Source organism: Pseudomonas sp. UBA4194, from assembly GCF_002379585.1.
Taxonomy (GTDB): domain Bacteria; phylum Pseudomonadota; class Gammaproteobacteria; order Pseudomonadales; family Pseudomonadaceae; genus Aquipseudomonas.
In genome coordinates this window covers 1-24,124 of the sequence record NZ_DFUE01000083.1, presented here as the reverse complement: position 1 = coordinate 24,124, position 24,124 = coordinate 1, and the positions used below count along the sequence as shown (strand labels likewise).

Here is a 24,124-nt window from a genome sequence, read left to right as displayed (position 1 = left end):
TAGCTCCCTCTCCCTCAGGGCGATACGGCGGCCCGGGAGGGCTGGGGTGAGGGGACCATCCACCGCCAATCCCCATCCCCAACCCGATCAGCCAATCAGCCAATCATCCCACCCAAACCCTTCACATCAGTGAAACTGCTCTTCCTCGGTCGAGCCGGTCAGTGCCGTCACCGAAGACGCGCCTCCCTGGATCACCGTGGTCATGTCGTCGAAATACCCGGTCCCCACCTCCTGCTGGTGCGCAACGAAGGTGTAGCCCTTCTCGGCATCGGCGAACTCCTGTTCCTGCAGCTTCACATAGGCGGTCATGTCGTTGCGGGCGTAGTCGTGCGCCAGGTTGAACATGCTGTGCCACATGTTGTGAATGCCCGCCAGGGTGATGAATTGGTGCTTGTAGCCCATGGCAGACAGTTCGCGCTGGAACTTGGCGATGGTCGCGTCGTCCAGGTTTTTCTTCCAGTTGAAGGACGGTGAGCAGTTGTATGACAGCAATTGGTCGGGGTATTCCTTCTTGATGGCTTCGGCGAAACGGCGCGCCTCGTCCAGATCCGGCTTGGCGGTTTCGCACCAGATCAGGTCGGCATACGGTGCGTAGGCCAGGCCGCGGGCAATGGCCTGATCCAGACCGGCGCGTACTTTATAGAAGCCCTCGGGCGTGCGGGTGCCGGTCACGAACGGCTGGTCGTACGGATCGCAATCGGAGGTCAGCAGGTCCGCGGCGTTGGCATCGGTGCGCGCCAGGATGATCGTCGGCACGCCAGCGACGTCGGCAGCCAGTCGTGCGGCGGTCAGTTTCTGCACGGCTTCCTGGGTCGGCACCAATACCTTGCCGCCCATGTGCCCGCATTTCTTCACCGAGGCCAATTGGTCTTCGAAGTGCACGCCGGCAGCACCGGCTTCGATCATGTTCTTCATCAATTCGTAGGCGTTCAGTACCCCACCGAAGCCTGCTTCGGCATCCGCCACGATCGGCGCGAAGTAATCGATGTATCCCTGATCGCCCGGGTTCTTGCCGGCTTTCCATTGAATCTGGTCGGCGCGGCGAAACGAGTTGTTGATCCGCTTGACCACGGTAGGCACCGAGTCGACCGGGTACAGCGACTGATCCGGGTACATGGATTCGGCGGAGTTGTTGTCGGCGGCCACTTGCCAGCCGGACAGGTAGATGGCCTGAATGCCAGCTTTCACCTGTTGCACGGCTTGGCCGCCGGTGAGGGCACCCATGCAGTTGACGAAGTCTTTATCAGGGCGGAAGGCAGGTTTGGCGCCCTGGGTCACCAGGTTCCACAGCTTGTCGGCGCCCATTCTGGCCAGGGTGTGCTCTGGTTGCACGGAGCCACGCAGGCGCACGACGTCGGCAGCCGAGTAGTTACGAGTCACACCTTTCCAGCGCGGATTTTCAGCCCAGTCTTTTTCGAGGGCCGCTATTTGTTGTTCGCGTGTCAGTGCCATGGAGATAAACCTCGTCGCATAGGTTTGATGGATATGTGTTGCTCCGCCGGCGCTGCCTGTACAGAACACCTTGTGGCGCTCGCCGAGCAGGCTGGCTGCGTGGGCCACACGCCCGTTTCCGGGGCCTGATCAGCGGGAGCGAGGCCATCATGCCTGAGGTTTTTTGAGGGCGTCAAACGATTTGTAGTGCCTTTTTGAAAACACTACATATTTCGTTGATTGGCGACTGAGGGGTCAGTTTTGGGCTGTTTGGTCGGGGTTGGTGGGGTGGTCTGGGGTGAGGGGACCATCCACCCCAAAACCCCAAGCAACCCCAATAAAACCCGCTAATCCAGCGCATCCACCTTCACTCGAACCGTCATGTCATTACGCCCCTGCGTACTGTACTGACGCGCCAATCCCTGCTGATTGATACTCGAATGCTCGTTCATCCCAGCCAGCGTCATCCACTCTCCGAGCCTTCCGCTGACCCGAGTTTCGGTACCCTGCACATTGACCACATCGGGCCGTTCCTGGCTCATTCGGTCATTGTTGGTAGTGATATCCAGGTGCACTACATCCCCGGTAATGCTGGCGGTCACGTAGAAACCCTGGGTGACATTGCGGTACTCGGTCTGCGCCTGCACGCGACCGTAGCCGTCACTGCTGGCAGTGGTGAGGGGCACGCTTTGGCCGACCTGGATCAGCGCTGGGCTGCCCTCGCTGGCTTGTGCCTGCTGCACGCCACCGCTGCGGTTGTCGGTGCCGTACTGGATGATACGGGTCGAACCGCCACCGTTGACGCGGTAGCCGCTTTGATTGGCTGTGTTGCTGTCGCTGGTATCAACGGTGATCAGCAGGCGTCGGGCCGGTTTGTCCAACTGCTCGAGCAGGGCGGTGAGTTCGTCGAGCTTGTCCGGGTCGGCGTTGACTACCAGTTGATTGCCGTAGGCCGCCACGGTGCCGTTGGAGCCGACGATCTGCTGCGCTATGGGCAGGAGGTCGGCGCTGGTACGGTAATTGAGCGGAAGAACCTGGGTCGCGGCTTGGGCGGTAAGGCTCAAGGCAAGCAGCAGGCAGGTAAGCAGGGGGCGCAGCGGCATGTCCGTAATCTCCGCGATGGGTGTGCGGAGAAGTATGGCATGTGGTGTGGCGGGGAGGGTGGGTTGTGGCAGATGGACTGGCCGCGGCCATGGGCGAAAGCCTGTCAATACATGGGGCCTTTGAGAGAAGGCCCCATGTGGGGGAGGGTGCGTCAGCCTTGCGTTCGGATCATGTCGACGTGAGGAATCCCCACCTCGAGAAATTCCTCGCTGACCACTTTGAAACCATGATGCTCATAGAACGCCGTGGCGTGAACCTGGGCACTGAGCTTCTGCTCGACCAGGCCCAGCTTATTGGCTTGAGCGATGACCGCTTCCAGCAAGCGATCACCCACTTTCAGGCCACGCCAGTCTCTGAGCACTGACACCCGGCCGATCTCGCCATCGGGCAGTAGTCGGGCGGTGCCCACTGCATAGTCACCTTCCAGGGCAAGGAAGTGCACGGCCCCGACATCCTCGGCGTCCCACTCAAGCTCGGGGGGAACCGATTGTTCGGCAATGAATACGGATTCGCGTATGCGTCGGATCTCGGAGTTGTCTTTGTGCCAATCGGCGACACGGACGCGAATGTTATTCATCGGCAGCGAACCCCAGGCTTCCTTGCTTGACCAGCTCGCAGAGCAGGGTGCGGCCTTGCTCGTCGTGCAGCCATTGGCCGAGGTTGTCGCTGTGCAGCGCATCGGCGGCGCAGATCAGTTTCAGCAATTCGCGCAGCTCGCCCGGCAGCAGGCGGCTCTGGCCACTGGCGAACAGCAGCAGATCGTCATCCACTTCCGACCAGGCCATGCGTGCGCTTGGGTTGCGAATCAGCACCGCACCCTGCTCCAGATCCGCCAGCAGGTCCTCTTCTTCAACTTCGGCACCCGCCACCAGCTCAGGGTAGCGCGGCTCGGTCATGAACTGGCCGAACCAGGTCAGCAGCAGGCGTTCATCGCTCATGTGCTCGGCCAGCAAACGCTTGAGGCGGTCCAGGGCGTCGTGCTGAATCTGATGCGGGTCGCTCACCGGCACAGCGTCGGCATCGCTGTAGCGTTCTTCATCCGGCAGGAACTGGCTGAGGAAATCGGTGAAATGGGTCAACACCTCGGCTGCGCTTGGTGCGCGGAAGCCCACCGAGTAGGTCATGCAGTCGTTCACGGCAACGCCGCAATGGGCCAGTCGCGGTGGCAGATAGAGCATGTCGCCTGGCTCCAGGGTCCACTCGTCGCTTTGCTGGAAGTCGGCCAGGATTCGCAGATCGGCATGCTCGAGCAGTGGGCTGTCCGAGTCGCACATCTGCCCGACTTTCCAGTTGCGCTGGCCTTGGCCTTGCAGCAGGAACACGTCGTAATTATCGAAGTGCGGGCCCACGCTGCCGCCGGCAGTAGCGAAGCTGATCATCACATCGTCGATCCGCCAGCTCGGCAGAAAGCGAAAGTTCTCCAGCAGTTCAGCCACTTCCGGCACGAACTGATCGACCGCCTGGACCAGCAGGGTCCATTCGGTTTCCGGCAGTTTGCTGAACTCATCCTCGGCAAACGGGCCGCGACGCAGCTCCCACGGACGCTCGCCATTCTCGATGACGATCCGCGACTCGACCTCTTCTTCCAGGGCCAGCCCGGCCAGCTCGTCAGGGCTCAACGGGTTTTCGAAATCAGTGAAGGCCTGGCGAATCAGCAGGGGTTTTTTCTGCCAGTAATCGCGCAGGAACTCACGCGCAGTAAGACCGCCAAGCATTTGCAGTGGAATATCAGATTTCATGTGTAACCTACTGAAAAATAGCGCTTTTGTTTCAGGAATAAAAACGCCCGGCCAGGCCGGGCGTCAGAGCGCGAGCCACGTCGTATCAGACGCGCTTGGCCTGCGCTGCGGCGTTGCCGATGTAGTTGGCCGGGGTCAGCTTTTTCAGCTCGGCCTTGGCTTCGGCCGGCATGTCGAGCCCGTCGATGAAGGTCTGCAGCGCGTCAGAGGTAATACCCTTGCCGCGCGTCAGCTCTTTGAGCTTCTCGTAGGGGTTCTCGATGTCGTAACGACGCATGACCGTCTGGATAGGCTCGGCAAGCACTTCCCAACACGCGTCCAGATCTTCAGCAATTCGTTGAGTGTTGATCTCTAACTTGCTGATTCCCTTGAGGCTGGCTTCGTACGCAATGACGCTGTGGGCGAAGCCGACGCCCAGGTTGCGCAGCACGGTGGAGTCGGTCAGGTCACGCTGCCAGCGCGAAATCGGCAGCTTGCTGGCCAGATGCTGGAACAGCGCGTTGGCGATGCCCAGGTTGCCTTCGGAGTTTTCGAAGTCGATCGGGTTGACCTTGTGTGGCATGGTGGAGGAACCGATTTCGCCGGCGATGGTGCGCTGCTTGAAATAGCCCAGGGAGATATAGCCCCAGATATCGCGATCGAAATCGATCAGGATGGTGTTGAAGCGAGCGATGGCGTCGAACAGTTCGGCGATATAGTCGTGCGGTTCGATCTGAGTGGTGTAGGGGTTGAAGCCCAGGCCCAGCTCATCTTCGATGAAGGCGCGAGCATTGGCCTCCCAGTCGATCTGCGGGTAAGCCGACAGGTGCGCGTTGTAGTTGCCTACTGCACCGTTGATCTTGCCGAGCAACGGCACCGCCGCCACCTGAGCGATCTGGCGCTCGAGGCGATACACCACGTTGGCCAGTTCCTTGCCCAGCGTGGTCGGGGAAGCGGGTTGACCGTGGGTGCGCGACAGCATCGGTACTTCGGCGAAACGGTGCGCGAGTTCGCGGATCGACTCGGCGATCTGGCGCATCAGCGGCAACATCACGTTGTCGCGGCCTTCACGCAGCATCAGCGCGTGGGACAGGTTGTTGATGTCCTCGCTGGTGCAGGCGAAGTGGATGAACTCGCTGACCTTGGCCAGTTCCGGCAGCTTGGCAGCCTGCTCCTTGAGCAGGTACTCGATGGCCTTGACGTCGTGGTTGGTGGTGCGCTCGATTTCTTTCACGCGTTCGGCGTGTTCGAGGGCGAAATCGCTGGCCAGCACGTCCAGCAGGGCATTGGCCTCTGCCGAGAAAGCCGGAACTTCAGCGATCTGGGGGTGCGCGGCCAGGCGCTGGAGCCAGCGGACCTCGACCAGGGCGCGGAAACGGATCAGGCCGTATTCACTGAAAATGGTGCGCAGGGCCTGGGTTTTGCCGGCGTAGCGGCCGTCTACAGGGGAAACCGCAGTGAGCGAAGAAAGCTGCATGGGTATTCTCGGACAGTCGGGCTTTGAAAAGGGGCGCGAATTATACATAAAAAACGCAGGGCGGTCGGCTGCAACCGACCACCTGATGCGTTCAGCCGCGCATCATGGGGTAGAGCTCACGCAACAACTTGCGCCGGCTGATCACCAATTGCCAACGATGACCGCCCAACTGGCGCCACAGGCGTGCCGAGCGAATGCCGGCCAGCAGCAAGGCGCGAATTTTCGAGGCATTGTTGGGTTGCTGCAGATGACGAGTGTCGCCGTGCACCTGAATGCGCTGGCGCAGCGTGCTCAGGGTGTCCTGATACAGCGCGCCGCTGGCGGCGATGACGTTCTCGTGGGTCAGGCCGAAATGCTCGACCTGGTTCTGGATTTGCGGCAGGCGTTTGCCGATCAGTTCCAGCATTTCGCCGCGTTTGGCCAGTTGGCGCTCCAGGCCCAGCATCGACAAGGCGTAGCGCAAGGGTTCGCGCTGCAGGCTGCCAGGGTCGCGTTCCAGGGCGCTGGCCAGCGCGCCGTAACCGTCGCGCAGGAACAGATCGTTGCCGCCGAACACCTGCAAGGTGTCCTGTGGGTCGACGATCAGCAGGCTGCCAAGCATACAGCCCACGTCGGCTTCGGCGGCGGTGCCGGTCTTGGCGATACGGTCTACCAGTACGGCGGCCTGGAATACCCCGCCCAAGGCAATCAGTTGTTCCTGAATAGGGTTCATGCCTGGCTCCAGGGCTCGGCGACTTCGATGACACCACCGCCCAGGCAGATCTCGCCGTCGTAGAAGACGACGGACTGACCGGGGGTAACGGCGCGTTGCGGTTCGTCGAACACCGCGCGATAGCCATCGGCAGTCTGTTCCAGGGTACAGGCCTGGTCAGCCTGGCGATAACGAACCTTGGCGGTTAACCGACGCGGCTCGGCGAGCTCGACGGGGTTGACCCAGTAGATCTGCGAGGCGAGCAGGGCGCGGGAAAACAGCATGGGGTGCTCGTTGCCCTGGCCGACGATCAGCTCGTTGTTGGCAAGGTCCTTGGCCAGTACATACCAGGGATCGTCACCGGCGTCCTTCAGGCCGCCGATGCCCAGACCCTGGCGTTGACCGATGGTGTGATACATCAAGCCGTGGTGACGACCGATGACTTCACCCTCGGTGGTCTTGATTTCGCCAGGCTGGGCCGGCAGGTACTGCTTGAGGAAATCGCTGAAACGGCGCTCACCGATGAAGCAGATACCGGTCGAGTCCTTTTTCTTGGCGGTGGCCAGGCCATGCATTTCGGCGATGGCGCGCACTTCCGGTTTCTCCAGCTCACCCACCGGGAACAGCGTGCGAGCGATCTGCTCGCCGCCCACGGCATGCAGGAAGTAGCTCTGGTCCTTGTTCGGGTCCAGGCCCTTGAGCAGCTGCGTCTGACCATCGATGTCGCGACGGCGCACGTAGTGACCGGTAGCGATCAGGTCGGCCCCCAGCACCAGTGCGTAGTCGAGGAAGGCCTTGAACTTGATTTCACGGTTGCACAGGATATCCGGGTTCGGCGTGCGACCGGCCTTGTACTCCTCCAGGAAGTGCTCGAAGACGTGATCCCAGTATTCGGCGGCGAAATTGGCAGTGTGCAGCTTGATGCCCAACTTGTCGCACACGGCCTGGGCGTCGGCCAGGTCTTCGCGGGCGGTGCAGTATTCGGTGCCGTCGTCTTCTTCCCAGTTCTTCATGAACAGGCCTTCCACCTGGTAGCCCTGCTCCATCAGCAGAAGGGCAGAGACGGAAGAGTCGACGCCGCCGGACATGCCGACGATGACGCGCTGTTTTGTCGAGTGACGGGGAGCTGGCTCACGCATAGGAATTCGATGTGTGTCTCTGAAAAGGACGCGATTCTAACAGGCTGCGCAAGAAAACGCTCAAGTGCGAATGGCCTCCAGGCTATGCAGCGGACCGCGCAGGTAGTCATCCAGGCATTCGAGCACCAGTTCGCTGCGCAGGCGGTGGGCCTGGGCGGCCAGCTCGTCGCGGGTCAGCCAGGTGGTGCCGCTGATGTCCGGGTCCAGCTCGAGCTCCGGATTCAGGTGCACGGGCCGTGCGGCAAAGCAGATGCGCTGGTAGGTCACGCCGTTGCTGGGGGCGGTGTAAAGATAGATGCCCACCAGGCCAGTCAGCTCGACTTCCCAGGCGGTCTCCTCCAGGGTTTCGCGCAGTGCCGCCTGGAGCAGGGTTTCGTTGGGCTCCAGATGGCCCGCGGGCTGGTTGAGCACCAGGCGGCCAGCTTTCAGCTCTTCGACGAAGAGGAATCGACCCTGGTCCTCGACGATGGTGGCGACGGTGATATGGGGCTGCCAGGTCATGCAGGCTCCTTCTGTCCTGTGGGTTTCAAAACGACAACCCCGGCACGAGGCCGGGGCTGTTGGTGCAACCTTGCGAGCTCTTACACCAGCGATGCGATCGCGGCGTTCAAGGTTTCGCTTGGGCGCATGGCTTTGCGGGTCAGGTCGGCGTTGGCGTAATAGTAGCCGCCGATGTCGACAGGCTTGCCCTGAACGGCGTTGAGTTCGGCAACGATTTTTGCCTCATTCTCGGACAGGGTCTTGGCCAGCGGTGCGAACTGCGCCTGCAATGCGGCATCTTCGGTCTGCGCGGCCAGGGCTTGAGCCCAGTACAGCGCAAGGTAGAAGTGGCTGCCGCGGTTGTCGATGTTGCCGACCTTGCGCGATGGCGACTTGTTGTTGTCCAGGAACTGGCCAGTGGCCTTGTCCAGGGTGGCAGCGAGTACCAAAGCCTTGGGGTTGTTGTAGGTCGTGCCCAGGTGCTCCAGCGAGGCGGCCAGTGCCAGGAATTCGCCAAGGGAGTCCCAGCGCAGGAAGTTCTCTTCCACCAGCTGCTGAACGTGCTTGGGTGCGGAGCCGCCGGCGCCGGTTTCGAACAGGCCACCGCCGTTCATCAGCGGCACGATGGACAGCATCTTGGCGCTGGTGCCCAGTTCCATGATCGGGAACAGGTCGGTCAGGTAGTCGCGCAGAACGTTGCCGGTCACCGAGATGGTGTCCTGGCCGGCGCGGATGCGCTTGAGCGAGAACGCCATGGCGTCGACCGGCGACATGATCTGAATGTCCAGGCCCGTGGTGTCGTGATCCTTGAGGTATTGCTTGACCTTTTCGATCATCACGGCGTCGTGGGCGCGAGCCGGGTCCAGCCAGAATACTGCCGGGGTGTTGCTGGCGCGGGCGCGGTTGACCGCGAGCTTGACCCAATCCTGGATCGGCGCGTCCTTGGTCTGGCACATGCGGAACACGTCACCGGCTTCGACTTTCTGTTCCATCAGTACGCGGCCGCTGCTGTCGCTGACGCGAACCACGCCATCGGCGGTCATCTGGAAGGTTTTGTCGTGGGAGCCGTACTCTTCGGCCTTCTGCGCCATCAGGCCAACGTTCGGCACGCTGCCCATGGTGGTTGGATCGAAGGCGCCATGTTTCTTGCAGTCTTCGATGGCGGCCTGGTAGATGCTGGCGTAGCAGCGGTCTGGGATCACGGCCTTGGTGTCCTGCAGGACGCCGTCGGCGTTCCACATCTTGCCCGAGTCGCGAATCATGGCCGGCATCGAAGCGTCGACGATGACGTCGCTTGGCACGTGCAGGTTGGTGATGCCCTTGTCGGAGTTGACCATGGCCAGGGCAGGGCGGGTGGCGTATACCGCCTTAACGTCAGCCTCGATCTGTGCCTGCTGGTCGGCCGGCAAGGATTTGATGCGGGCGTACAGGTCGCCGATGCCGTTGTTGAGGTTGAAGCCGACCTGCTCCAGCACGGCAGCGTGCTTGGTCAGGGCCTGTTCGTAGAATTCGGCGACGATCTGGCCGAACATGATGGGGTCGGAAACCTTCATCATGGTGGCCTTCAGGTGCACGGAGAACAGCACGCCTTGCTGCTTGGCGTCTTCGATCTCGGCGGCCACGAAGGCGCGCAGGGCATTCTTGCTCAAGGCGGCGCAGTCGATGATTTCACCGGCCAGGACCTTGGTTTTCTCTTTCAATACGGTGCTGCTGCCGTCGTTGCCGACGAATTCGATCTTGACGCTGCCATCGGCCTCGATCAGCGCGCTTTTCTCGCTGCCGTAGAAGTCGCCGCTGCTCATGTGCGCTACGTGGGACTTGGAGTCGGCAGCCCAGGCGCCCATCTTGTGGGGGTGCTTGCGGGCATAGTTCTTCACCGACAGCGGCGCGCGGCGGTCGGAGTTGCCTTCGCGCAGCACAGGGTTCACAGCGCTGCCCTTGACCTTGTCATAACGGGCGCGAGTGTCCTTGTCGGCGTCGGATTCGGCGGTGTCCGGGTAGTCCGGCAGGTCGAAGCCCTGGGCCTGAAGCTCTTTGATCGCGGCTTTGAGCTGCGGCACCGAGGCACTGATGTTCGGCAGCTTGATGATGTTGGCTTCCGGCGTGGTGGCCAGAGTGCCCAGTTCGGCGAGATCGTCCGGCACGGGTTTGCCGGCCTCAAGACGCTCGGGGAAGCTGGACAGGATGCGCGCGGCCAGGGATATATCGCGGGTTTCTACAGCGATATCCGACGAAGCGGTGAAGGCTTCGATGATGGGCAGCAGCGAATAGGTGGCCAATGCTGGCGCTTCGTCTGTGAAGGTGTAGATGATCTTTGAGCGGGTGGGCATATTCGGATTAACTCTCTTCTTTGCTGAGCGTGCACAGAATCTCGAGATGCGCAGGGTAGGCGCTTTCGCTCGTTGGCATCAATGAGGCGAAAGTCGAGCATTCGTCGCGGTGATGTTGGATGCATCAGTAGAGCGTCAAGCGGTCAGGCAGCGATAACGGCCCGGCCTTGGGGTGATCGGGCGCGGTATTCGACCGGCTCGACCAGCGATGACCCAATGGTCACTGCGGCAGTATACCACTGGTCGCAGGGATGAATACTGTGTAGGGCCTACAAAGGTAATACGCCGTTCGGATGACAAAAACAAAACAGGCCATCCCGAAGGATGGCCTGTGCAGGCTTTGTAGCGATGCCAGTGGTCGGGAGAAAGCGCTCTCGGTGCAGACCTGAATCCTTCAAGGGCGCTTGCTTGCGACCATTGGGGTGGCGCCCCTGCTTCAGGCTTCAGCGGCCACGTGCTGCTGGACCTCGGTAGCTTGAGTGGAAGTTTCCGACGCTGCGGCGATGTTCACCGCGTGCAGCCCCTTTGGCCCCTGGATGATCTCGAAGCGCACCGGTTGCCCGGCCTTCAAGGTCTTGTACCCGTCCATCTTGATGGCCGAATAGTGGGCGAACAGGTCCTCGGTCTTGCCGTCTTCGATAATGAAGCCGTAGCCCTTGGCGTTGTTGAACCACTTGACTTTACCAATCAGCATACCCATATCCCTCTGCAAAGGACTCCAGCTCTGGAGTATCATCCACTTCATGCGCAATCGTTCGATTGAAAAAATTTGGTTGACTGCGCGGACCTTTCTTCCCCAATGTGGGTTCTATTGTTTGTAACACCGTTTTGCCGATAGTCAAGGTCATGCGGCGACCGAGCTTACGATCGGTCACAAGGTCAACCCACTACTTCTATTAGCTCAACGATGAACCTTCTTTCCATGCATGCATTCAGTCAGATTCGACTAACCTTCAATCAAGACCGCCCGCAGTCGCACGAGGACGATTCAGCGGGCCTGGCGGTACAGGAATCCAAGCCTGCATTGCAGGCGCCACCGATGTACAAGGTGGTTTTGTTCAATGATGACTACACACCGATGGATTTCGTCGTCGAAGTGCTCGAGGTGTTTTTCAACTTGAATCGTGAGCTGGCGACCAAGGTCATGCTGGCCGTCCACACGGAAGGGCGGGCAGTGTGCGGATTGTTTACCCGCGACATCGCCGAAACCAAGGCCATGCAGGTCAACCAGTACGCCAGGGAAAGCCAGCATCCGCTACTCTGTGAAATCGAGAAGGACGGTTAACGCCGACCACTTGGGTATGAGGTGAAGCTATGTTAAACCGCGAGCTCGAAGTCACCCTCAATCTAGCCTTCAAGGAGGCTCGTTCGAAGCGTCATGAGTTCATGACCGTCGAACACCTCCTGCTGGCCCTATTGGACAACGAGGCCGCCGCCACCGTTTTACGTGCGTGCGGCGCCAATCTCGACAAGCTCAAGCATGACCTGCAAGAGTTCATCGACTCCACCACGCCATTGATTCCCGTCCATGACGAGGACCGTGAAACCCAGCCAACCCTGGGCTTTCAGCGTGTGTTGCAGCGTGCAGTGTTCCACGTACAAAGTTCGGGCAAGCGCGAAGTCACCGGCGCCAACGTGCTGGTGGCCATTTTCAGTGAACAGGAAAGCCAGGCCGTGTTCCTGCTCAAGCAGCAGAGCGTGGCGCGGATCGATGTGGTCAACTACATCGCCCATGGCATTTCCAAGGTTCCCGGTCACGGGGACAGCTCCGAAGGCGAACAGGAAATGCCCGACGAGGAGGGCGGTGACGCTTCTTCCTCCAGCAATCCGCTCGACGCCTACGCCAGCAACCTGAACGAACTGGCTCGTCAAGGCCGTATCGACCCGTTGGTGGGCCGTGAAAGTGAAGTCGAGCGTGTCGCTCAGATTCTCGCCCGTCGGCGCAAGAACAACCCGCTTCTGGTGGGTGAGGCCGGCGTGGGCAAAACCGCCATCGCCGAAGGCTTGGCAAAGCGCATCGTCGACAGCCAGGTGCCAGACCTGCTTGCCAACAGCGTGGTGTATTCCCTTGACCTGGGTGCACTGCTGGCCGGCACCAAATATCGCGGTGATTTCGAGAAGCGCTTCAAGGCGCTGCTGGGCGAGCTGAAAAAGCGTCCGCAGGCCATCCTGTTCATCGACGAGATCCACACCATCATCGGTGCGGGGGCTGCATCGGGCGGGGTCATGGATGCTTCCAACCTGCTCAAGCCGTTGCTTTCGTCTGGCGACATCCGCTGCATTGGATCGACTACGTTCCAGGAGTTTCGCGGCATTTTCGAGAAGGATCGAGCCTTGGCTCGACGCTTCCAGAAAGTCGACGTCAGTGAGCCGTCGGTGGAAGACACCATCGGCATCCTGCGCGGTCTGAAAGGGCGTTTCGAGCAGCACCACAATATCGAGTACAGCGACGAAGCACTGCGTGCGGCGGCCGAGCTGGCATCGCGCTACATCAATGACCGTCACATGCCTGACAAGGCCATTGACGTCATCGACGAAGCGGGTGCTTATCAGCGGCTGCAGCCTGAGGCCAATCGGGTCAAGCGTATCGAGGTGCCTCAGGTCGAGGACATTGTGGCCAAGATCGCGCGGATTCCGCCAAAGCACGTCACCAGCTCCGACAAGGAGTTGTTGCGTAATCTGGAGCGCGACCTGAAGCTGACCGTGTTCGGTCAGGACGCCGCCATCGACTCCCTGGCCACTGCCATCAAGCTGTCTCGTGCAGGTTTGAAGGCGCCGGACAAGCCTGTCGGTTCCTTCCTGTTCGCCGGGCCTACCGGTGTCGGCAAGACCGAGGCCGCTCGCCAGCTGGCCAAGGCGCTGGGTGTGGAGTTGGTGCGTTTCGACATGTCCGAGTACATGGAGCGCCATACCGTATCGCGTCTCATCGGTGCCCCGCCAGGCTACGTCGGGTTTGATCAGGGCGGTTTGTTGACCGAAGCGATCACCAAGCAGCCGCATTGCGTGTTGTTGCTCGATGAAATCGAAAAGGCTCACCCGGAAGTCTTCAACCTGCTGTTGCAGGTAATGGACCACGGCACCTTGACCGATAACAACGGGCGCAAGGCGGACTTCCGCAACGTGATTCTGATCATGACCACCAACGCCGGTGCGGAAACTGCATCGCGGGCCTCGATCGGCTTCACTTACCAGGATCACTCTTCCGATGCCATGGAAGTCATCAAGAAGAGCTTTACGCCGGAATTCCGTAACCGCCTGGATACCATCATTCAGTTTGGTCGCTTGAGCCACGAAGTCATCAAAAGCGTGGTCGACAAGTTCCTTACCGAGCTTCAGGCGCAGTTGGAAGACAAGCGTGTGCAGCTGGAAGTTACCGATGCGGCGCGCGGTTGGTTGGCAGCGGGCGGCTACGACGTGCAGATGGGTGCGCGGCCGATGGCTCGGTTGATCCAGGACAAGATCAAGCGGCCGCTGGCCGAGGAGATCCTGTTCGGCGAGTTGGCCGAGCACGGTGGCGTGGTGCACATCGACATCAGGGATGGCGAGTTGACCTTCGATTTCGAAACCACCGCCGAAATGGCGTAGCAGTGGCGTAAGTCGCGTCAAGGATCGCTCCGATACCGAAGCGAACCGAGACGCGGCCTACATCCCCGCCACGCAAGCGCAACGCACACAAAAACGCCCGGCATCGCCGGGCGTTTTCATGTGTCGCTGATTAACGAGCGCGGTAGGTGATGCGCCCTTTGCTCAAGTCATAGGGCGTCAGTTCAACACGCACCTTGTCACCGGTCAGAATACGAATGTAATTCTTGCGCATCTTGCCGGAGATATGCGCGGTTACGACGTGCCCATTTTCCAACTCCACGCGAAACATGGTGTTGGGCAGGGTGTCGACGACAGTGCCTTCCATTTCGAAGCTGTCTTCTTTCGACATGCAGTAAAACCCTCGGTATCCAGTAAATGGCCCGGTGCAACTGCGCCAGGCAAAAGCGGCGTGCATTGTGCCCGAAAAAGGGGGCTCAAGCCAAGGGGTTCAGTTCAGAGTTACCCATCTCTGATTAATCAGCAGCTCGATGGGACGATATTGAGTCTTGTAATTCATCTTTTTGCAGTTCTTGATCCAATAACCCAGATACACCGCTTCCAACCCCAGGCGACGAGCCTCGGCGATTTGCCACAGGATGGCGAATCGGCCAAGGCTGCGCCGCTCCTCGGCGGGCTCGTAGAAGGTGTACACGGCCGACAGCCCATTGGGCAGCAGATCGGTGACCGCCACCGCTACCAGGCGCCCCTGCAGACGGAATTCGAAGAAGCGCGAGAACGGCAGGTCGCGGACCAGAAAGGTCGAGAATTGGTCCCTGCTCGGCGGATACATGTCGCCATCGGCATGGCGCTGTTCGATGTAGCGTTGGTAGAGATCAAAGTATTCTTCGCGAAATGCTGGCGTTGCAGCACTGACTTCGATATCCAGGTTGCGCTTGAGAATGCGTTTTTGCTGGCGACTGGGCAAAAAGCCGGCGGAAGGGATGCGGGCGGGCACACAGGCGTTGCAGCGCTGGCAATGAGGCCGATACAGATGGTCGCCACTGCGGCGAAAGCCCATTTCCGAGAGATCGGCATAGACATTCACGTCCATGGGTTGGCTCGGATCGAGGAACAGGGTGGTGGCCTGTTCTTCGGGCAGGTAGCTGCACGAATGGGGTTGAGTGGCATAAAACTTCAAGCGCGCCAACTCGGTCATGATCAACCCTCGGAATGAATCCATTGCAACAAGTGTAAGCCAGCGCCGGATAACTCGCCTAGCGATGCCAGCTGGCAGTGTTCGGCTTGTCCAGGTGGTCGTGGAGGTATCCGGCGAATTCCGCTCGGCTGATAGCCCGTGCACCCAGGCTTTGCAGATGGCCGGTGTGCATCTGGCAGTCGATGAGCACGAATCCTGCCTGCTGCAGGTGCTCGACCAAGGTGGCGAATCCGACCTTGGATGCATTGTCCGCGCGGCTGAACATGGATTCGCCGAAGAAAAGCTGGCCCATGGCCAAGCCATAGAGCCCGCCCACCAGTGCGTCGCCGTCCCAGACTTCGACGGAATGAGCGAAGCCTTGCTGATGCAGTTGCAGATAGGCCGCCTGCATCTCTGTGGTGATCCAGGTGCCGTCGGTGTAGTTGCGTGGGCCGGCGCAGGCCTGGATCACGGCGGTGAAGTCCTGATCGAAAGTGACCCGGTAGCGTTCCTGGCGCAGCAGCATGCGCAGGCTTCGTGAGACATGCAGTTCGCTGGGGAACAGCACCATGCGGGGAGAAGGCGACCACCAGAGAATCGGTTGGCCGGCTTCGAACCATGGGAAACAGCCGTGTCGATACGCTTGCACCAGACGTTGCGGGCTCAGGTCACCACCTGCCGCCAGCAGGCCGTTGGGCTCGTGCAGGGCCTTTTCCAGGGGCGGGAAGGTCAGGTCTTCGCGTTTGAGCCAGGTGAGCATAGGTGTCCGTGTGCGGCAGGGGAGGGCGGTGGTGCAGGGTTATCCTGCCACGATTGGGCGGGGTCGCCAACGTGGTCGGGATTGGGATTGGGGTTGGGGTTGGGATTGGGGGTGGATGGTCCCCTCACCCCAGCCCTCTCCCTGAGGGAGAGGGAGCCGATCACCTAGCGTCGTAACACCGCGCACTCCTTTTAGCTCCCTCTCCCCCAGGGAGAGGGCTGGGGTGAGGGGACCATCCACCCCCAACCCCCCATCCTTCATGCAACTCCAGCCCCACAATACGGTCGTAGCTGAATTACGCTGGAGGAACCCTGCATAAGCCTTTGTCAGCAAAGGCAATGCGTGGGAAAATTAGCCGCGTTGCCAGTGCTGCCAGGCAATTCGCAGCGAACGGATACAACCGCTGCGCGGATTGCAGCCAAACCCGTACAATGCGATCTTTACCCAATACATTGGCCTCAAATGCTGGCCAATTGCTGTTTTTTGTAGTCATTCATCAGTTGTGCGCTCAACCCGGCGCAGGAAATCAAGCGTTTTGAAGAAATCCACTGCCCCATCCGCTACCGCCCCAGTGCCTGTCTGGCGTCAGCAGCTGCATTATCGTCTCAAGGAAGGCGCCCTTATTGCCATGGGCGCGCTGTGCCTGTACCTGTGGATGGCCCTGTTGACGTATGACCAGGCCGACCCGGGTTGGAGCCATACCAGCAGCAACATGGACCAGGTGCAGAACGCTGCCGGTCGCGCCGGTGCGTTCGCCGCCGATATCCTGTTCATGGTGCTGGGCTACTTCGCCTACATATTCCCGCTGCTGCTGGCCGTGAAAACCTGGCAGATCTTCCGCCAGCGCCATCAGCCCTGGCAGTGGAGCGGCTGGCTGTTCTCGTGGCGTTTGATCGGCCTGGTGTTCCTGATCCTGTCCGGCGCCGCGCTGGCACACATCCATTTCCATTCAGCTGCCAGCCTGCCGGCGTCCGCAGGTGGTGCGCTGGGCGAGAGCCTGGGCAATCTGGCGCTCAATGCCTTGAACATTCAGGGCAGCACGCTGATGTTCATCGCCCTGTTCCTGTTCGGCCTGACGGTGTTCACCGACCTGTCGTGGTTCAAGGTCATGGACATGACCGGCAAGATCACCCTGGATCTGGTCGATCTGGTTCAAGGTTCCGCGAGCCGTTGGTGGGCCGCGCGCAACGAGCGCAAGCAACTGGTCGCGCAGTTGCGTGAAGTGGACGAGCCGGTCTATGCCGCGCCCCGCGCCCCCGAACCTCGCGAACCGGTCAAGCCAAAGCCTGCCCCCATGCCGATTCGCCCGGCCCCGGTCGAGCCCACGCTGCACAGTCGGGCCGCGGTTCCGATCAAGCCGCTGAGCGAAGAGAGTGCGCATGGTGCGCCGGTCATCATGCCGTCCGAATCGATGAACAAGCCTGCCGAGCAGAGCAAGCGCGTGCAGAAGGAAAAACAGGTGCCGCTGTTCGTCGACAGCGCCGTGCAAGGCACCCTGCCGCCGATCTCCATTCTGGATCCGGCCGAGCAGAAAAAGGTCAACTACTCCCCGGAATCGCTGGCCGCAGTCGGTCAGCTTCTGGAGGTAAAGCTCAAGGAATTCGGGGTCGAGGTCACGGTGGATTCGATTCACCCAGGCCCGGTCATTACCCGTTACGAAATACAGCCAGCAGCCGGGGTCAAGGTCAGCCGTATCTCCAACCTGGCCAAAGACCTTGCGCGCTCCCTTGCTGTGCTCAGCGTGCGCGTGGTCGAAGTGATCCCCGGCAAAACCACCGTCGGTATCGAGATTCCCAACGAAGATCGCCAGATCGTGCGCTTCTCCGAAGTCTTGTCTTCGCCCCAGTACGACGAGGCCAAATCGCCGGTCACCATGGCACTGGGTCATGACATCGGCGGCAAGCCGGTCATCACCGACCTGGCCAAGATGCCTCACTTGCTGGTAGCCGGTACCACCGGTTCGGGTAAGTCGGTGGGTGTGAACGCGATGATCCTGTCGATTCTGTTCAAGTCCCATCCCGAAGACGCCAAGCTGATCATGATCGACCCGAAGATGCTCGAGTTGTCGATCTACGAAGGTATTCCGCACCTGCTGTGTCCGGTGGTCACCGACATGAAGGATGCCGCCAACGCATTGCGCTGGAGCGTGGCCGAGATGGAGCGGCGCTACAAGCTCATGGCCGCCATGGGCGTGCGTAACCTCGCCGGCTTCAACCGCAAGATCAAGGACGCCGAGGAGGAGGGCACGCCCCTCACCGACCCGCTGTACAAGCGCGAAAGCATCCATGACGAAGCGCCGCTGCTCAAGACTTTGCCCACCATCGTGGTGGTGGTCGACGAGTTTGCCGACATGATGATGATCGTCGGCAAGAAGGTCGAAGAACTGATCGCACGTATCGCCCAGAAAGCACGGGCCGCGGGTATTCACCTGATCCTGGCCACCCAGCGTCCATCGGTGGACGTGATCACCGGCCTGATCAAGGCCAACATCCCGACCCGCATGGCGTTCCAGGTTTCCAGCAAGATCGACTCGCGGACCATCATCGACCAAGGCGGCGCCGAGCAACTGCTGGGTCACGGTGACATGCTCTACATGCCGCCAGGCACCAGTCTGCCGATTCGAGTACACGGCGCCTTCGTCTCCGACGAAGAAGTGCATCGCGTGGTGGAAGCGTGGAAACAGCGCGGCGTGCCGGACTACAACGAAGATATCCTGGCTGGCGTGGAAGAGGCCGGCTCTGGCTTCGAGGGCAGCAGCGGCGGCAGCGACGGTGATGACAGCGAAAGCGACGCGCTGTACGACGAGGCCGTCAATTTCGTGCTGGAAAGCCGTCGGGCTTCCATCTCTGCGGTCCAGCGCAAGCTCAAGATCGGCTACAACCGGGCGGCGCGCATGATCGAGGCCATGGAAATGGCCGGCGTGGTGACCCCGATGAACACCAATGGCTCGCGCGATGTGATCGCGCCTGGCCCATCGCGCGACTGATCCTGCGGTCGCGCCTTCACTTTTAAAGAGGATTCCCATGCGCCTGATTCGCATGCTGTTGGTTTCTGCCCTGGCCTTGTCGACCTTGCCGGCCCACGCCGATGGCAAGGATGTCGCCCGCCTGACCCAGCTTCTGGAGAAATCCCAGACGCTGACCGCGCGCTTCTCCCAACTGACCCTGGACGGCAGCGGTACGCAGTTGCAGGAAACGGCCGGTGAAATGGCCCTGCAGCGCCCTGGGCTGTTCAACTGGCACACCGACGCGCCGCAAGAGCAGTTGATGGTTTCCGACGGCAAGAAAGTCTCGCTGTGGGACCCGGATCTGGAGCAGGTCACCATCAAGACCCTCGATCAGCGCCTGACTCAGACCCCGGCCCTGCTGTTGTCCGGTGACGTGTCCAAGATCAGTCAGAGCTTCGACATCACCGCCAAGGAAGCCGGCGACGTGATCGACTTCGTGCTCAAGCCCAAGACCAAGGATACCCTGTTCGATTCCCTGCGCCTGTCGTTCCGCAAAGGCGTGATCAACGACATGCAGTTGATCGACAGCGTTGGCCAGCGCACCAACATTCTGTTCATGAGCGTCAAGGCCAACGAGCCTATCGCCGCGAGCAAATTCAAGTTCGATATCCCCAAAGGGGCGGACGTGATTCAAGAGTAACCACAGGTAAACCATAGCCCCATGGATCTGTTTCGCAGTGACCCGATCGCCCAGCCCCTGGCAGCGCGCCTGCGGGCCAGCAACCTGGACGAGTACGTTGGCCAGGAGCACCTGCTGGCACGCGGCAAACCGCTGCGTGAGGCGTTGGAGCAGGGCGCGCTGCATTCGATGATCTTCTGGGGGCCGCCGGGCGTGGGCAAGACCACCCTGGCGCGGTTGCTGGCGAAAGTCTCGGATGCTCACTTCGAGACGGTGTCGGCGGTGCTGGCCGGGGTCAAGGAAATTCGCCAGGCCGTGGAAGTGGCCAAGCAGCAGGCCGGCCAGTACGGGCGGCGGACCATTCTGTTCGTCGACGAAGTGCATCGCTTCAACAAGTCGCAACAGGATGCGTTCCTGCCCTACGTGGAAGACGGTACGCTGATTTTCATTGGCGCCACCACCGAGAATCCCTCGTTCGAACTCAACAATGCATTGCTGTCCAGAGCCCGTGTGTATGTGCTCAAGAGCCTGGACGAAACTGCGCTGAGGCGTCTGGTCGATCGTGCCTTGACCGAGGAACGCGGGCTGGGCAAACGCCAGCTGCGCCTGGGCGACGAGGCCTTTCAGATGCTCATGGCCGCAGCCGATGGCGATGGCCGGCGGGTGCTCAACCTGCTGGAGAATGCCGCGGACCTGGCCGAAGACGGCGAGGAAATCGGCACCGAACTGTTGCAAAGCCTGCTGGGGGACACCCGACGGCGCTTCGACAAGGGCGGTGAGGCGTTCTATGACCAGATTTCGGCGCTGCACAAGTCCGTTCGCGGTTCCAACCCCGATGCGGCGCTTTACTGGTTCGCGCGCATGATCGATGGCGGCTGCGACCCTCTCTACCTGGCGCGCCGGGTCGTGCGCATGGCCAGTGAAGACATCGGCAATGCCGACCCCCGCGCCCTGCCGTTGTGCCTGTCGGCGTGGGATGTGCAGGAGCGTCTGGGCAGTCCCGAAGGCGAGCTGGCGGTGGCTCAGGCGATTGTCTACCTGGCCTGCGCGCCGAAGAGCAATGCTGTGTACATGGGCTTCAAGGCAGCGCTGCGCGAGGCCAGCGAACACGGCTCTCTGGAGGTGCCGCTGCACCTGCGCAATGCACCGACCAAACTCATGAAGCAATTGGGCTACGGCGAGCAATACCGCTACGCCCACGACGAGCCGGACGCCTACGCCGCCGGTGAAGACTATTTCCCGGAAGAGCTGCCGCCGCGTCACTACTATCAGCCGGTGCCCCGTGGCCTTGAACTGAAGATCGGCGAGAAGCTCAAGCATCTGGCCAATCTGGACGAAAACAGCCCTCTCCGGCGGAGAAAAGAGTGATTCCAACAGTTCTGGCCGTCACCCTGGGCGGCATCATCGGCACGCTGCTACGCTTTTTCACCGGCACCTACATCAACGCGAACTGGCCACGCCTGTTCTATACCGGTACGCTGGCGGTCAATATCGTCGGCTGCCTGATCATCGGCTACCTGTACGGCCTGTTCCTGATTCGCCCGGATATTCCGGTGGAAGTGCGGTCCGGGCTGATCGTGGGGTTTGTCGGTGGTTTGACCACCTTTTCCTCATTTTCCCTGGACACCGTGCGCCTGCTGGAAAATGGCCAGGGCCTGATCGCCATCGGCTATTGCGCAGTGAGCGTCTTCGGCGGACTGCTGGCGACCTGGGCCGGGCTGGCACTGACTAAAATCTGACTAATACTGATAAACGAGAGACCGACATGCTCGATTCCAAACTGTTACGTAGCCAACTCCAGGACGTAGCGGATCGCCTTGCCAGCCGGGGTTATACCCTGGACGTGGCGCGCATCGAAGCGCTGGAAGCCCAGCGCAAGACCGTTCAGACCCGCACCGAGCAACTGCAGGCCGAACGCAATGCGCTGTCCAAGTCCATCGGCCAGGTCATGAAAAGTGGCGGCGATGTCGATGCTCTCAAGGCCCAGGTCGAATCGATCGCCGGCGAGCTGAACAGCGGCAAGGTCGAGTTGGAGCAGCTGCAAACCGAGTTGGACGGCATTGCCCTGGGCATCCCCAACCTGCCCCATGAATCGGTTCCGGTGGGTGCAGACGAAGACGCCAACGTCGAAGTGCGTCGGTGGGGCAGTCCCACCTCGTTCGACTTCCCTGTCCAGGACCACGTGGCCCTGGGCGGCAAATTCGGCTGGCTGGATTTCGAAACCGCTGCCAAGCTCTCTGGCGCGCGCTTTGCCATCATGCGTGGGCCGATCGCCCGGCTGCACCGCGCCTTGGCTCAGTTCATGATCAACCTGCATGTCGCCGAACACGGTTACGAGGAAACCTACACCCCGTACCTGGTTCAGGCACCGGCGCTGCAAGGCACTGGCCAGCTGCCCAAGTTCGAGGAAGACCTGTTCAAGATCAGCCGCGAAGGCGAAGCCGATCTGTACCTGATTCCTACGGCTGAAGTGTCCCTGACCAATATCGTTGCCGACCAGATTCTCGACGCGAAGCAGCTGCCGCTGAAGTTCGTTGCGCACACGCCGTGCTTTCGCAGCGAGGCCGGTGCGTCGGGCCGTGATACCCGTGGCATGATCCGCCAACATCAGTTCGACAAGGTCGAGATGGTCCAGGTGGTCGAACCATCCAAATCCATGGAAGCCCTGGAAAGCCTGACTGCCAACGCCGAACGCGTACTGCAGGCCCTCGAGCTGCCTTACCGGGTATTGGCGCTGTGCACGGGCGACATGGGTTTCAGCGCGGTCAAGACCTACGACCTCGAAGTCTGGGTGCCGAGCCAGGACAAGTACCGCGAGATCTCGTCGTGCTCCAATACCGGCGATTTCCAGGCCCGCCGCATGCAGGCGCGCTTCCGTAATCCTGAAACCGGCAAGCCTGAGCTGGTGCACACACTCAATGGTTCGGGCCTGGCCGTGGGCCGCACACTGGTGGCCGTGCTGGAAAACTACCAGCAGGCAGACGGCTCGATTCGTGTTCCGGATGTACTCAAGCCCTACATGGGCGGCCTTGAGGTCATCGGCTAAATGGAGTTTCTGCCGCTGTTTCACAAGCTGCGGGGCAGCCATGTACTGGTGGTGGGCGGCGGTGAGATTGCCTTGCGCAAGTCTCGCCTGCTGGCCGATGCCGGCGCAGTGCTGCGCGTGGTGGCACCGCAGATCGACGGGCAGTTGGCGTCGCTGGTAAGCGACAGCGGCGGCCACGCGTTGCTGCGAGGTTATGAGGAGGCAGATCTTGACGGTTGCCAGTTGGTGATTGCCGCCACCGATGACCAGCAACTCAACGCTGTGGTGTCTGCCGACGCCTATAAACGCTGCGTGCCGGTCAATGTCGTGGATGCTCCGGCGCTGTGCAGCGTGATCTTTCCCGCCATCGTCGACCGCTCGCCGTTGGTCGTGGCGGTCTCCAGTGGCGGCGATGCACCCGTGCTCGCGCGGCTGATCCGGGCCAAGCTGGAAACCTGGATTCCTTCCACCTACGGTGAGTTGGCTGGCTTGGCCGCGCGCTTCCGGCAGAAGGTCAAGGCGTTGTACCCGGATGTCACCCAGCGCCGCGCGTTCTGGGAAGAAGTGTTTCAAGGCCCGATCGCCGACCGCCAACTTGCCGGGCAGGGCGCCGAGGCCGAACGGCTGTTGCAGGCCAAGGTCGATGGTGCACCGCCTCATGCACCCGGTGAGGTCTATCTGGTGGGCGCGGGCCCTGGCGATCCCGATTTGTTGACCTTTCGTGCGCTGCGCCTGATGCAGCAAGCCGATGTGGTGCTGTATGACCGCCTGGTGGCCCCGGCGATCATCGAACTGTGTCGCCGTGATGCCGAACGCATCTATGTTGGCAAGCGCCGTGCCGAGCACGCCGTACCTCAGGACCAGATCAACCAGCAGTTGGTGGTGTTGGCCAAGCAGGGCAAGCGCGTGCTGCGGCTCAAGGGCGGTGATCCCTTCATCTTCGGCCGTGGCGGCGAGGAGATCGAAGAGCTGGCGGCCCATGGCATTCCGTTTCAGGTGGTGCCAGGGATCACCGCGGCCAGTGGCTGTGCGGCGTACGCCGGGATTCCGCTGACCCATCGCGATTATGCGCAGTCGGTGCGGTTCATCACAGGTCATCTGAAGAACGGTACCAGTGACCTGCCCTGGCACGACCTGGTTTCGCCGGCGCAAACCTTGGTGTTCTACATGGGCTTGATCGGTCTGCCGATCATCTGTGAGCAGTTGATCAAGCACGGTCGCGGTGCGGATACTCCGGCGGCTTTGATCCAGCAGGGCACTACGGTCAATCAGCGGGTGTTTACCGGCACCCTGGCAGACTTGCCGCGGCTGGTGGCGGAGCATGAAGTGCATGCGCCGACTTTGGTGATCGTGGGTGAAGTGGTGACCTTGCGCGAGAAGTTGGCGTGGTTTGAGGGAGCGCAGAATAGTTGATTGGGGGGGAGGTTGAGGTCGGTGGTGAATGGTCCCCTCACCCCAGCCCTCTCCCTGAGGGAGAGGGGGCTGTGCGCGGGGTGGCGGATATGGACAATCTGCTTTTAGCTCCCTCTCCCCCAGGGAGAGGGGGCTGTACGCGGGGTGGCGGATATAGACGGTCTGCTTTTAGCTCCCTCTCCCCCAGGGAGAGGGTTGGGGTGAGGGGAC

21 protein-coding genes are annotated in these 24,124 nt (G+C 60.9%); 8 read left to right on the top strand and 13 right to left on the bottom strand.

Translation table 11 applies throughout. The annotated features are described in order from the left end of the window. Positions 1–126: 126 nt before the first annotated feature. The 10 genes from aceA to cspD form a co-directional block, all read right to left on the bottom strand. Positions 127–1,452 (bottom strand): isocitrate lyase, encoded by a 1,326-nt coding sequence (gene aceA, locus B3397_RS19930; protein WP_296253388.1) that lies wholly within the window; start codon positions 1,450–1,452, stop codon positions 127–129. A gap of 326 nt (positions 1,453–1,778) precedes the next feature. Continuing rightward, positions 1,779–2,534: a secretin N-terminal domain-containing protein gene (locus B3397_RS19925; RefSeq protein ID WP_296253386.1), complete on the bottom strand. Its 756-nt coding sequence runs from the start codon at positions 2,532–2,534 to the stop codon at positions 1,779–1,781. Positions 2,535–2,686: 152 nt separating this feature from the next. Further along, positions 2,687–3,112, bottom strand: coding sequence for a GNAT family N-acetyltransferase (locus B3397_RS19920; RefSeq protein WP_296253384.1), 426 nt, complete (start codon positions 3,110–3,112; stop codon positions 2,687–2,689). Further along, positions 3,105–4,274: a cupin domain-containing protein gene (locus tag B3397_RS19915; RefSeq protein WP_296253382.1), complete on the bottom strand. Its 1,170-nt coding sequence runs from the start codon at positions 4,272–4,274 to the stop codon at positions 3,105–3,107. Before B3397_RS19915 ends, B3397_RS19920 begins: the two co-directional genes overlap by 8 nt. An 85-nt stretch (positions 4,275–4,359) precedes the next feature. Continuing rightward, entirely contained in the window at positions 4,360–5,730 is a 1,371-nt protein-coding gene (purB, locus tag B3397_RS19910; protein WP_296253379.1) for an adenylosuccinate lyase, read from the bottom strand. Between the two features lie 91 nt (positions 5,731–5,821). Continuing rightward, the gene (hflD, locus tag B3397_RS19905) at positions 5,822–6,442 is read right to left on the bottom strand and encodes a high frequency lysogenization protein HflD (protein ID WP_296253376.1); all 621 of its coding nucleotides are present in this window, start codon (positions 6,440–6,442) and stop codon (positions 5,822–5,824) included. Continuing rightward, positions 6,439–7,560, bottom strand: a complete 1,122-nt coding sequence (mnmA, locus tag B3397_RS19900; RefSeq protein WP_296253375.1) for a tRNA 2-thiouridine(34) synthase MnmA — start codon at positions 7,558–7,560, stop codon at positions 6,439–6,441. Before mnmA ends, hflD begins: the two co-directional genes overlap by 4 nt. A gap of 60 nt (positions 7,561–7,620) precedes the next feature. After that, entirely contained in the window at positions 7,621–8,061 is a 441-nt protein-coding gene (locus B3397_RS19895; protein WP_296253371.1) for an NUDIX hydrolase, read from the bottom strand. Between the two features lie 80 nt (positions 8,062–8,141). Beyond that, complete coding sequence (locus tag B3397_RS19890; RefSeq protein ID WP_296253367.1) at positions 8,142–10,370, bottom strand: NADP-dependent isocitrate dehydrogenase; 2,229 nt, start codon at positions 10,368–10,370, stop codon at positions 8,142–8,144. Between the two features lie 436 nt (positions 10,371–10,806). Further along, positions 10,807–11,064, bottom strand: a complete 258-nt coding sequence (gene cspD / locus B3397_RS19885) for a cold shock domain-containing protein CspD (RefSeq protein WP_296253365.1) — start codon at positions 11,062–11,064, stop codon at positions 10,807–10,809. Positions 11,065–11,292: 228 nt separating this feature from the next. On the opposite strand from cspD, the gene clpS reads away from it, so the two are divergent. Together clpS and clpA are read left to right on the top strand one after the other, a co-directional pair. Further along, the gene (gene clpS, locus B3397_RS19880; protein WP_296253362.1) at positions 11,293–11,655 is read left to right on the top strand and encodes an ATP-dependent Clp protease adapter ClpS; all 363 of its coding nucleotides are present in this window, start codon (positions 11,293–11,295) and stop codon (positions 11,653–11,655) included. Positions 11,656–11,684: 29 nt separating this feature from the next. Continuing rightward, positions 11,685–13,955 (top strand): ATP-dependent Clp protease ATP-binding subunit ClpA, encoded by a 2,271-nt coding sequence (clpA, locus tag B3397_RS19875; protein WP_296253361.1) that lies wholly within the window; start codon positions 11,685–11,687, stop codon positions 13,953–13,955. A 130-nt stretch (positions 13,956–14,085) separates the two neighbouring features. On the opposite strand, the gene infA is transcribed toward clpA, so the two are convergent. From infA to aat, 3 genes are all read right to left on the bottom strand, one after another. Then, positions 14,086–14,304: a translation initiation factor IF-1 gene (gene infA, locus B3397_RS19870; protein WP_002553999.1), complete on the bottom strand. Its 219-nt coding sequence runs from the start codon at positions 14,302–14,304 to the stop codon at positions 14,086–14,088. Positions 14,305–14,403: 99 nt separating this feature from the next. After that, positions 14,404–15,111, bottom strand: coding sequence for an arginyltransferase (locus B3397_RS19865; protein ID WP_296253359.1), 708 nt, complete (start codon positions 15,109–15,111; stop codon positions 14,404–14,406). A gap of 58 nt (positions 15,112–15,169) precedes the next feature. Next, positions 15,170–15,850: a leucyl/phenylalanyl-tRNA--protein transferase gene (aat, locus tag B3397_RS19860; protein ID WP_296253357.1), complete on the bottom strand. Its 681-nt coding sequence runs from the start codon at positions 15,848–15,850 to the stop codon at positions 15,170–15,172. Positions 15,851–16,385: 535 nt separating this feature from the next. Between aat and B3397_RS19855 the strand changes: the two genes are divergently transcribed. Genes B3397_RS19855 through cysG form a run of 6 tightly spaced genes read left to right on the top strand, consistent with a single transcriptional unit; the run spans position 16,386 to position 23,914 of the window. Then, entirely contained in the window at positions 16,386–18,836 is a 2,451-nt protein-coding gene (locus B3397_RS19855; protein ID WP_414704414.1) for a DNA translocase FtsK 4TM domain-containing protein, read from the top strand. A gap of 37 nt (positions 18,837–18,873) precedes the next feature. Further along, positions 18,874–19,497, top strand: a complete 624-nt coding sequence (lolA, locus tag B3397_RS19850; RefSeq protein WP_296253352.1) for an outer membrane lipoprotein chaperone LolA — start codon at positions 18,874–18,876, stop codon at positions 19,495–19,497. A gap of 21 nt (positions 19,498–19,518) precedes the next feature. Then, positions 19,519–20,844, top strand: coding sequence for a replication-associated recombination protein A (locus tag B3397_RS19845; RefSeq protein ID WP_296253350.1), 1,326 nt, complete (start codon positions 19,519–19,521; stop codon positions 20,842–20,844). Beyond that, on the top strand, positions 20,841–21,215 hold the full coding sequence (crcB, locus tag B3397_RS19840; RefSeq protein WP_296253348.1) for a fluoride efflux transporter CrcB: 375 nt from the start codon (positions 20,841–20,843) through the stop codon (positions 21,213–21,215). The genes B3397_RS19845 and crcB overlap by 4 nt, the downstream gene beginning before the upstream one ends. Positions 21,216–21,241: 26 nt before the next feature. Then, positions 21,242–22,522, top strand: coding sequence for a serine--tRNA ligase (gene serS, locus B3397_RS19835; RefSeq protein ID WP_296253346.1), 1,281 nt, complete (start codon positions 21,242–21,244; stop codon positions 22,520–22,522). Next, positions 22,523–23,914, top strand: coding sequence for a siroheme synthase CysG (gene cysG / locus B3397_RS19830; RefSeq protein ID WP_296253345.1), 1,392 nt, complete (start codon positions 22,523–22,525; stop codon positions 23,912–23,914). Positions 23,915–24,124: the final 210 nt, after the last annotated feature.

Bases quoted from the DNA above. Each gene is read 5' to 3' on its own strand.
- aceA (WP_296253388.1), bottom strand. From the start codon at position 1,452: ATGGCACTGACACGCGAACAACAAATAGCGGCCCTCGAAAAAGACTGG.
- B3397_RS19925 (WP_296253386.1), bottom strand. From the start codon at position 2,534: ATGCCGCTGCGCCCCCTGCTTACCTGCCTGCTGCTTGCCTTGAGCCTT.
- B3397_RS19920 (WP_296253384.1), bottom strand. From the start codon at position 3,112: ATGAATAACATTCGCGTCCGTGTCGCCGATTGGCACAAAGACAACTCC.
- B3397_RS19915 (WP_296253382.1), bottom strand. From the start codon at position 4,274: ATGAAATCTGATATTCCACTGCAAATGCTTGGCGGTCTTACTGCGCGT.
- purB (WP_296253379.1), bottom strand. From the start codon at position 5,730: ATGCAGCTTTCTTCGCTCACTGCGGTTTCCCCTGTAGACGGCCGCTAC.
- hflD (WP_296253376.1), bottom strand. From the start codon at position 6,442: ATGAACCCTATTCAGGAACAACTGATTGCCTTGGGCGGGGTATTCCAG.
- mnmA (WP_296253375.1), bottom strand. From the start codon at position 7,560: ATGCGTGAGCCAGCTCCCCGTCACTCGACAAAACAGCGCGTCATCGTC.
- B3397_RS19895 (WP_296253371.1), bottom strand. From the start codon at position 8,061: ATGACCTGGCAGCCCCATATCACCGTCGCCACCATCGTCGAGGACCAG.
- B3397_RS19890 (WP_296253367.1), bottom strand. From the start codon at position 10,370: ATGCCCACCCGCTCAAAGATCATCTACACCTTCACAGACGAAGCGCCA.
- cspD (WP_296253365.1), bottom strand. From the start codon at position 11,064: ATGCTGATTGGTAAAGTCAAGTGGTTCAACAACGCCAAGGGCTACGGC.
- clpS (WP_296253362.1), top strand. From the start codon at position 11,293: ATGCATGCATTCAGTCAGATTCGACTAACCTTCAATCAAGACCGCCCG.
- clpA (WP_296253361.1), top strand. From the start codon at position 11,685: ATGTTAAACCGCGAGCTCGAAGTCACCCTCAATCTAGCCTTCAAGGAG.
- infA (WP_002553999.1), bottom strand. From the start codon at position 14,304: ATGTCGAAAGAAGACAGCTTCGAAATGGAAGGCACTGTCGTCGACACC.
- B3397_RS19865 (WP_296253359.1), bottom strand. From the start codon at position 15,111: ATGACCGAGTTGGCGCGCTTGAAGTTTTATGCCACTCAACCCCATTCG.
- aat (WP_296253357.1), bottom strand. From the start codon at position 15,850: ATGCTCACCTGGCTCAAACGCGAAGACCTGACCTTCCCGCCCCTGGAA.
- lolA (WP_296253352.1), top strand. From the start codon at position 18,874: ATGCGCCTGATTCGCATGCTGTTGGTTTCTGCCCTGGCCTTGTCGACC.
- B3397_RS19845 (WP_296253350.1), top strand. From the start codon at position 19,519: ATGGATCTGTTTCGCAGTGACCCGATCGCCCAGCCCCTGGCAGCGCGC.
- serS (WP_296253346.1), top strand. From the start codon at position 21,242: ATGCTCGATTCCAAACTGTTACGTAGCCAACTCCAGGACGTAGCGGAT.
- cysG (WP_296253345.1), top strand. From the start codon at position 22,523: ATGGAGTTTCTGCCGCTGTTTCACAAGCTGCGGGGCAGCCATGTACTG.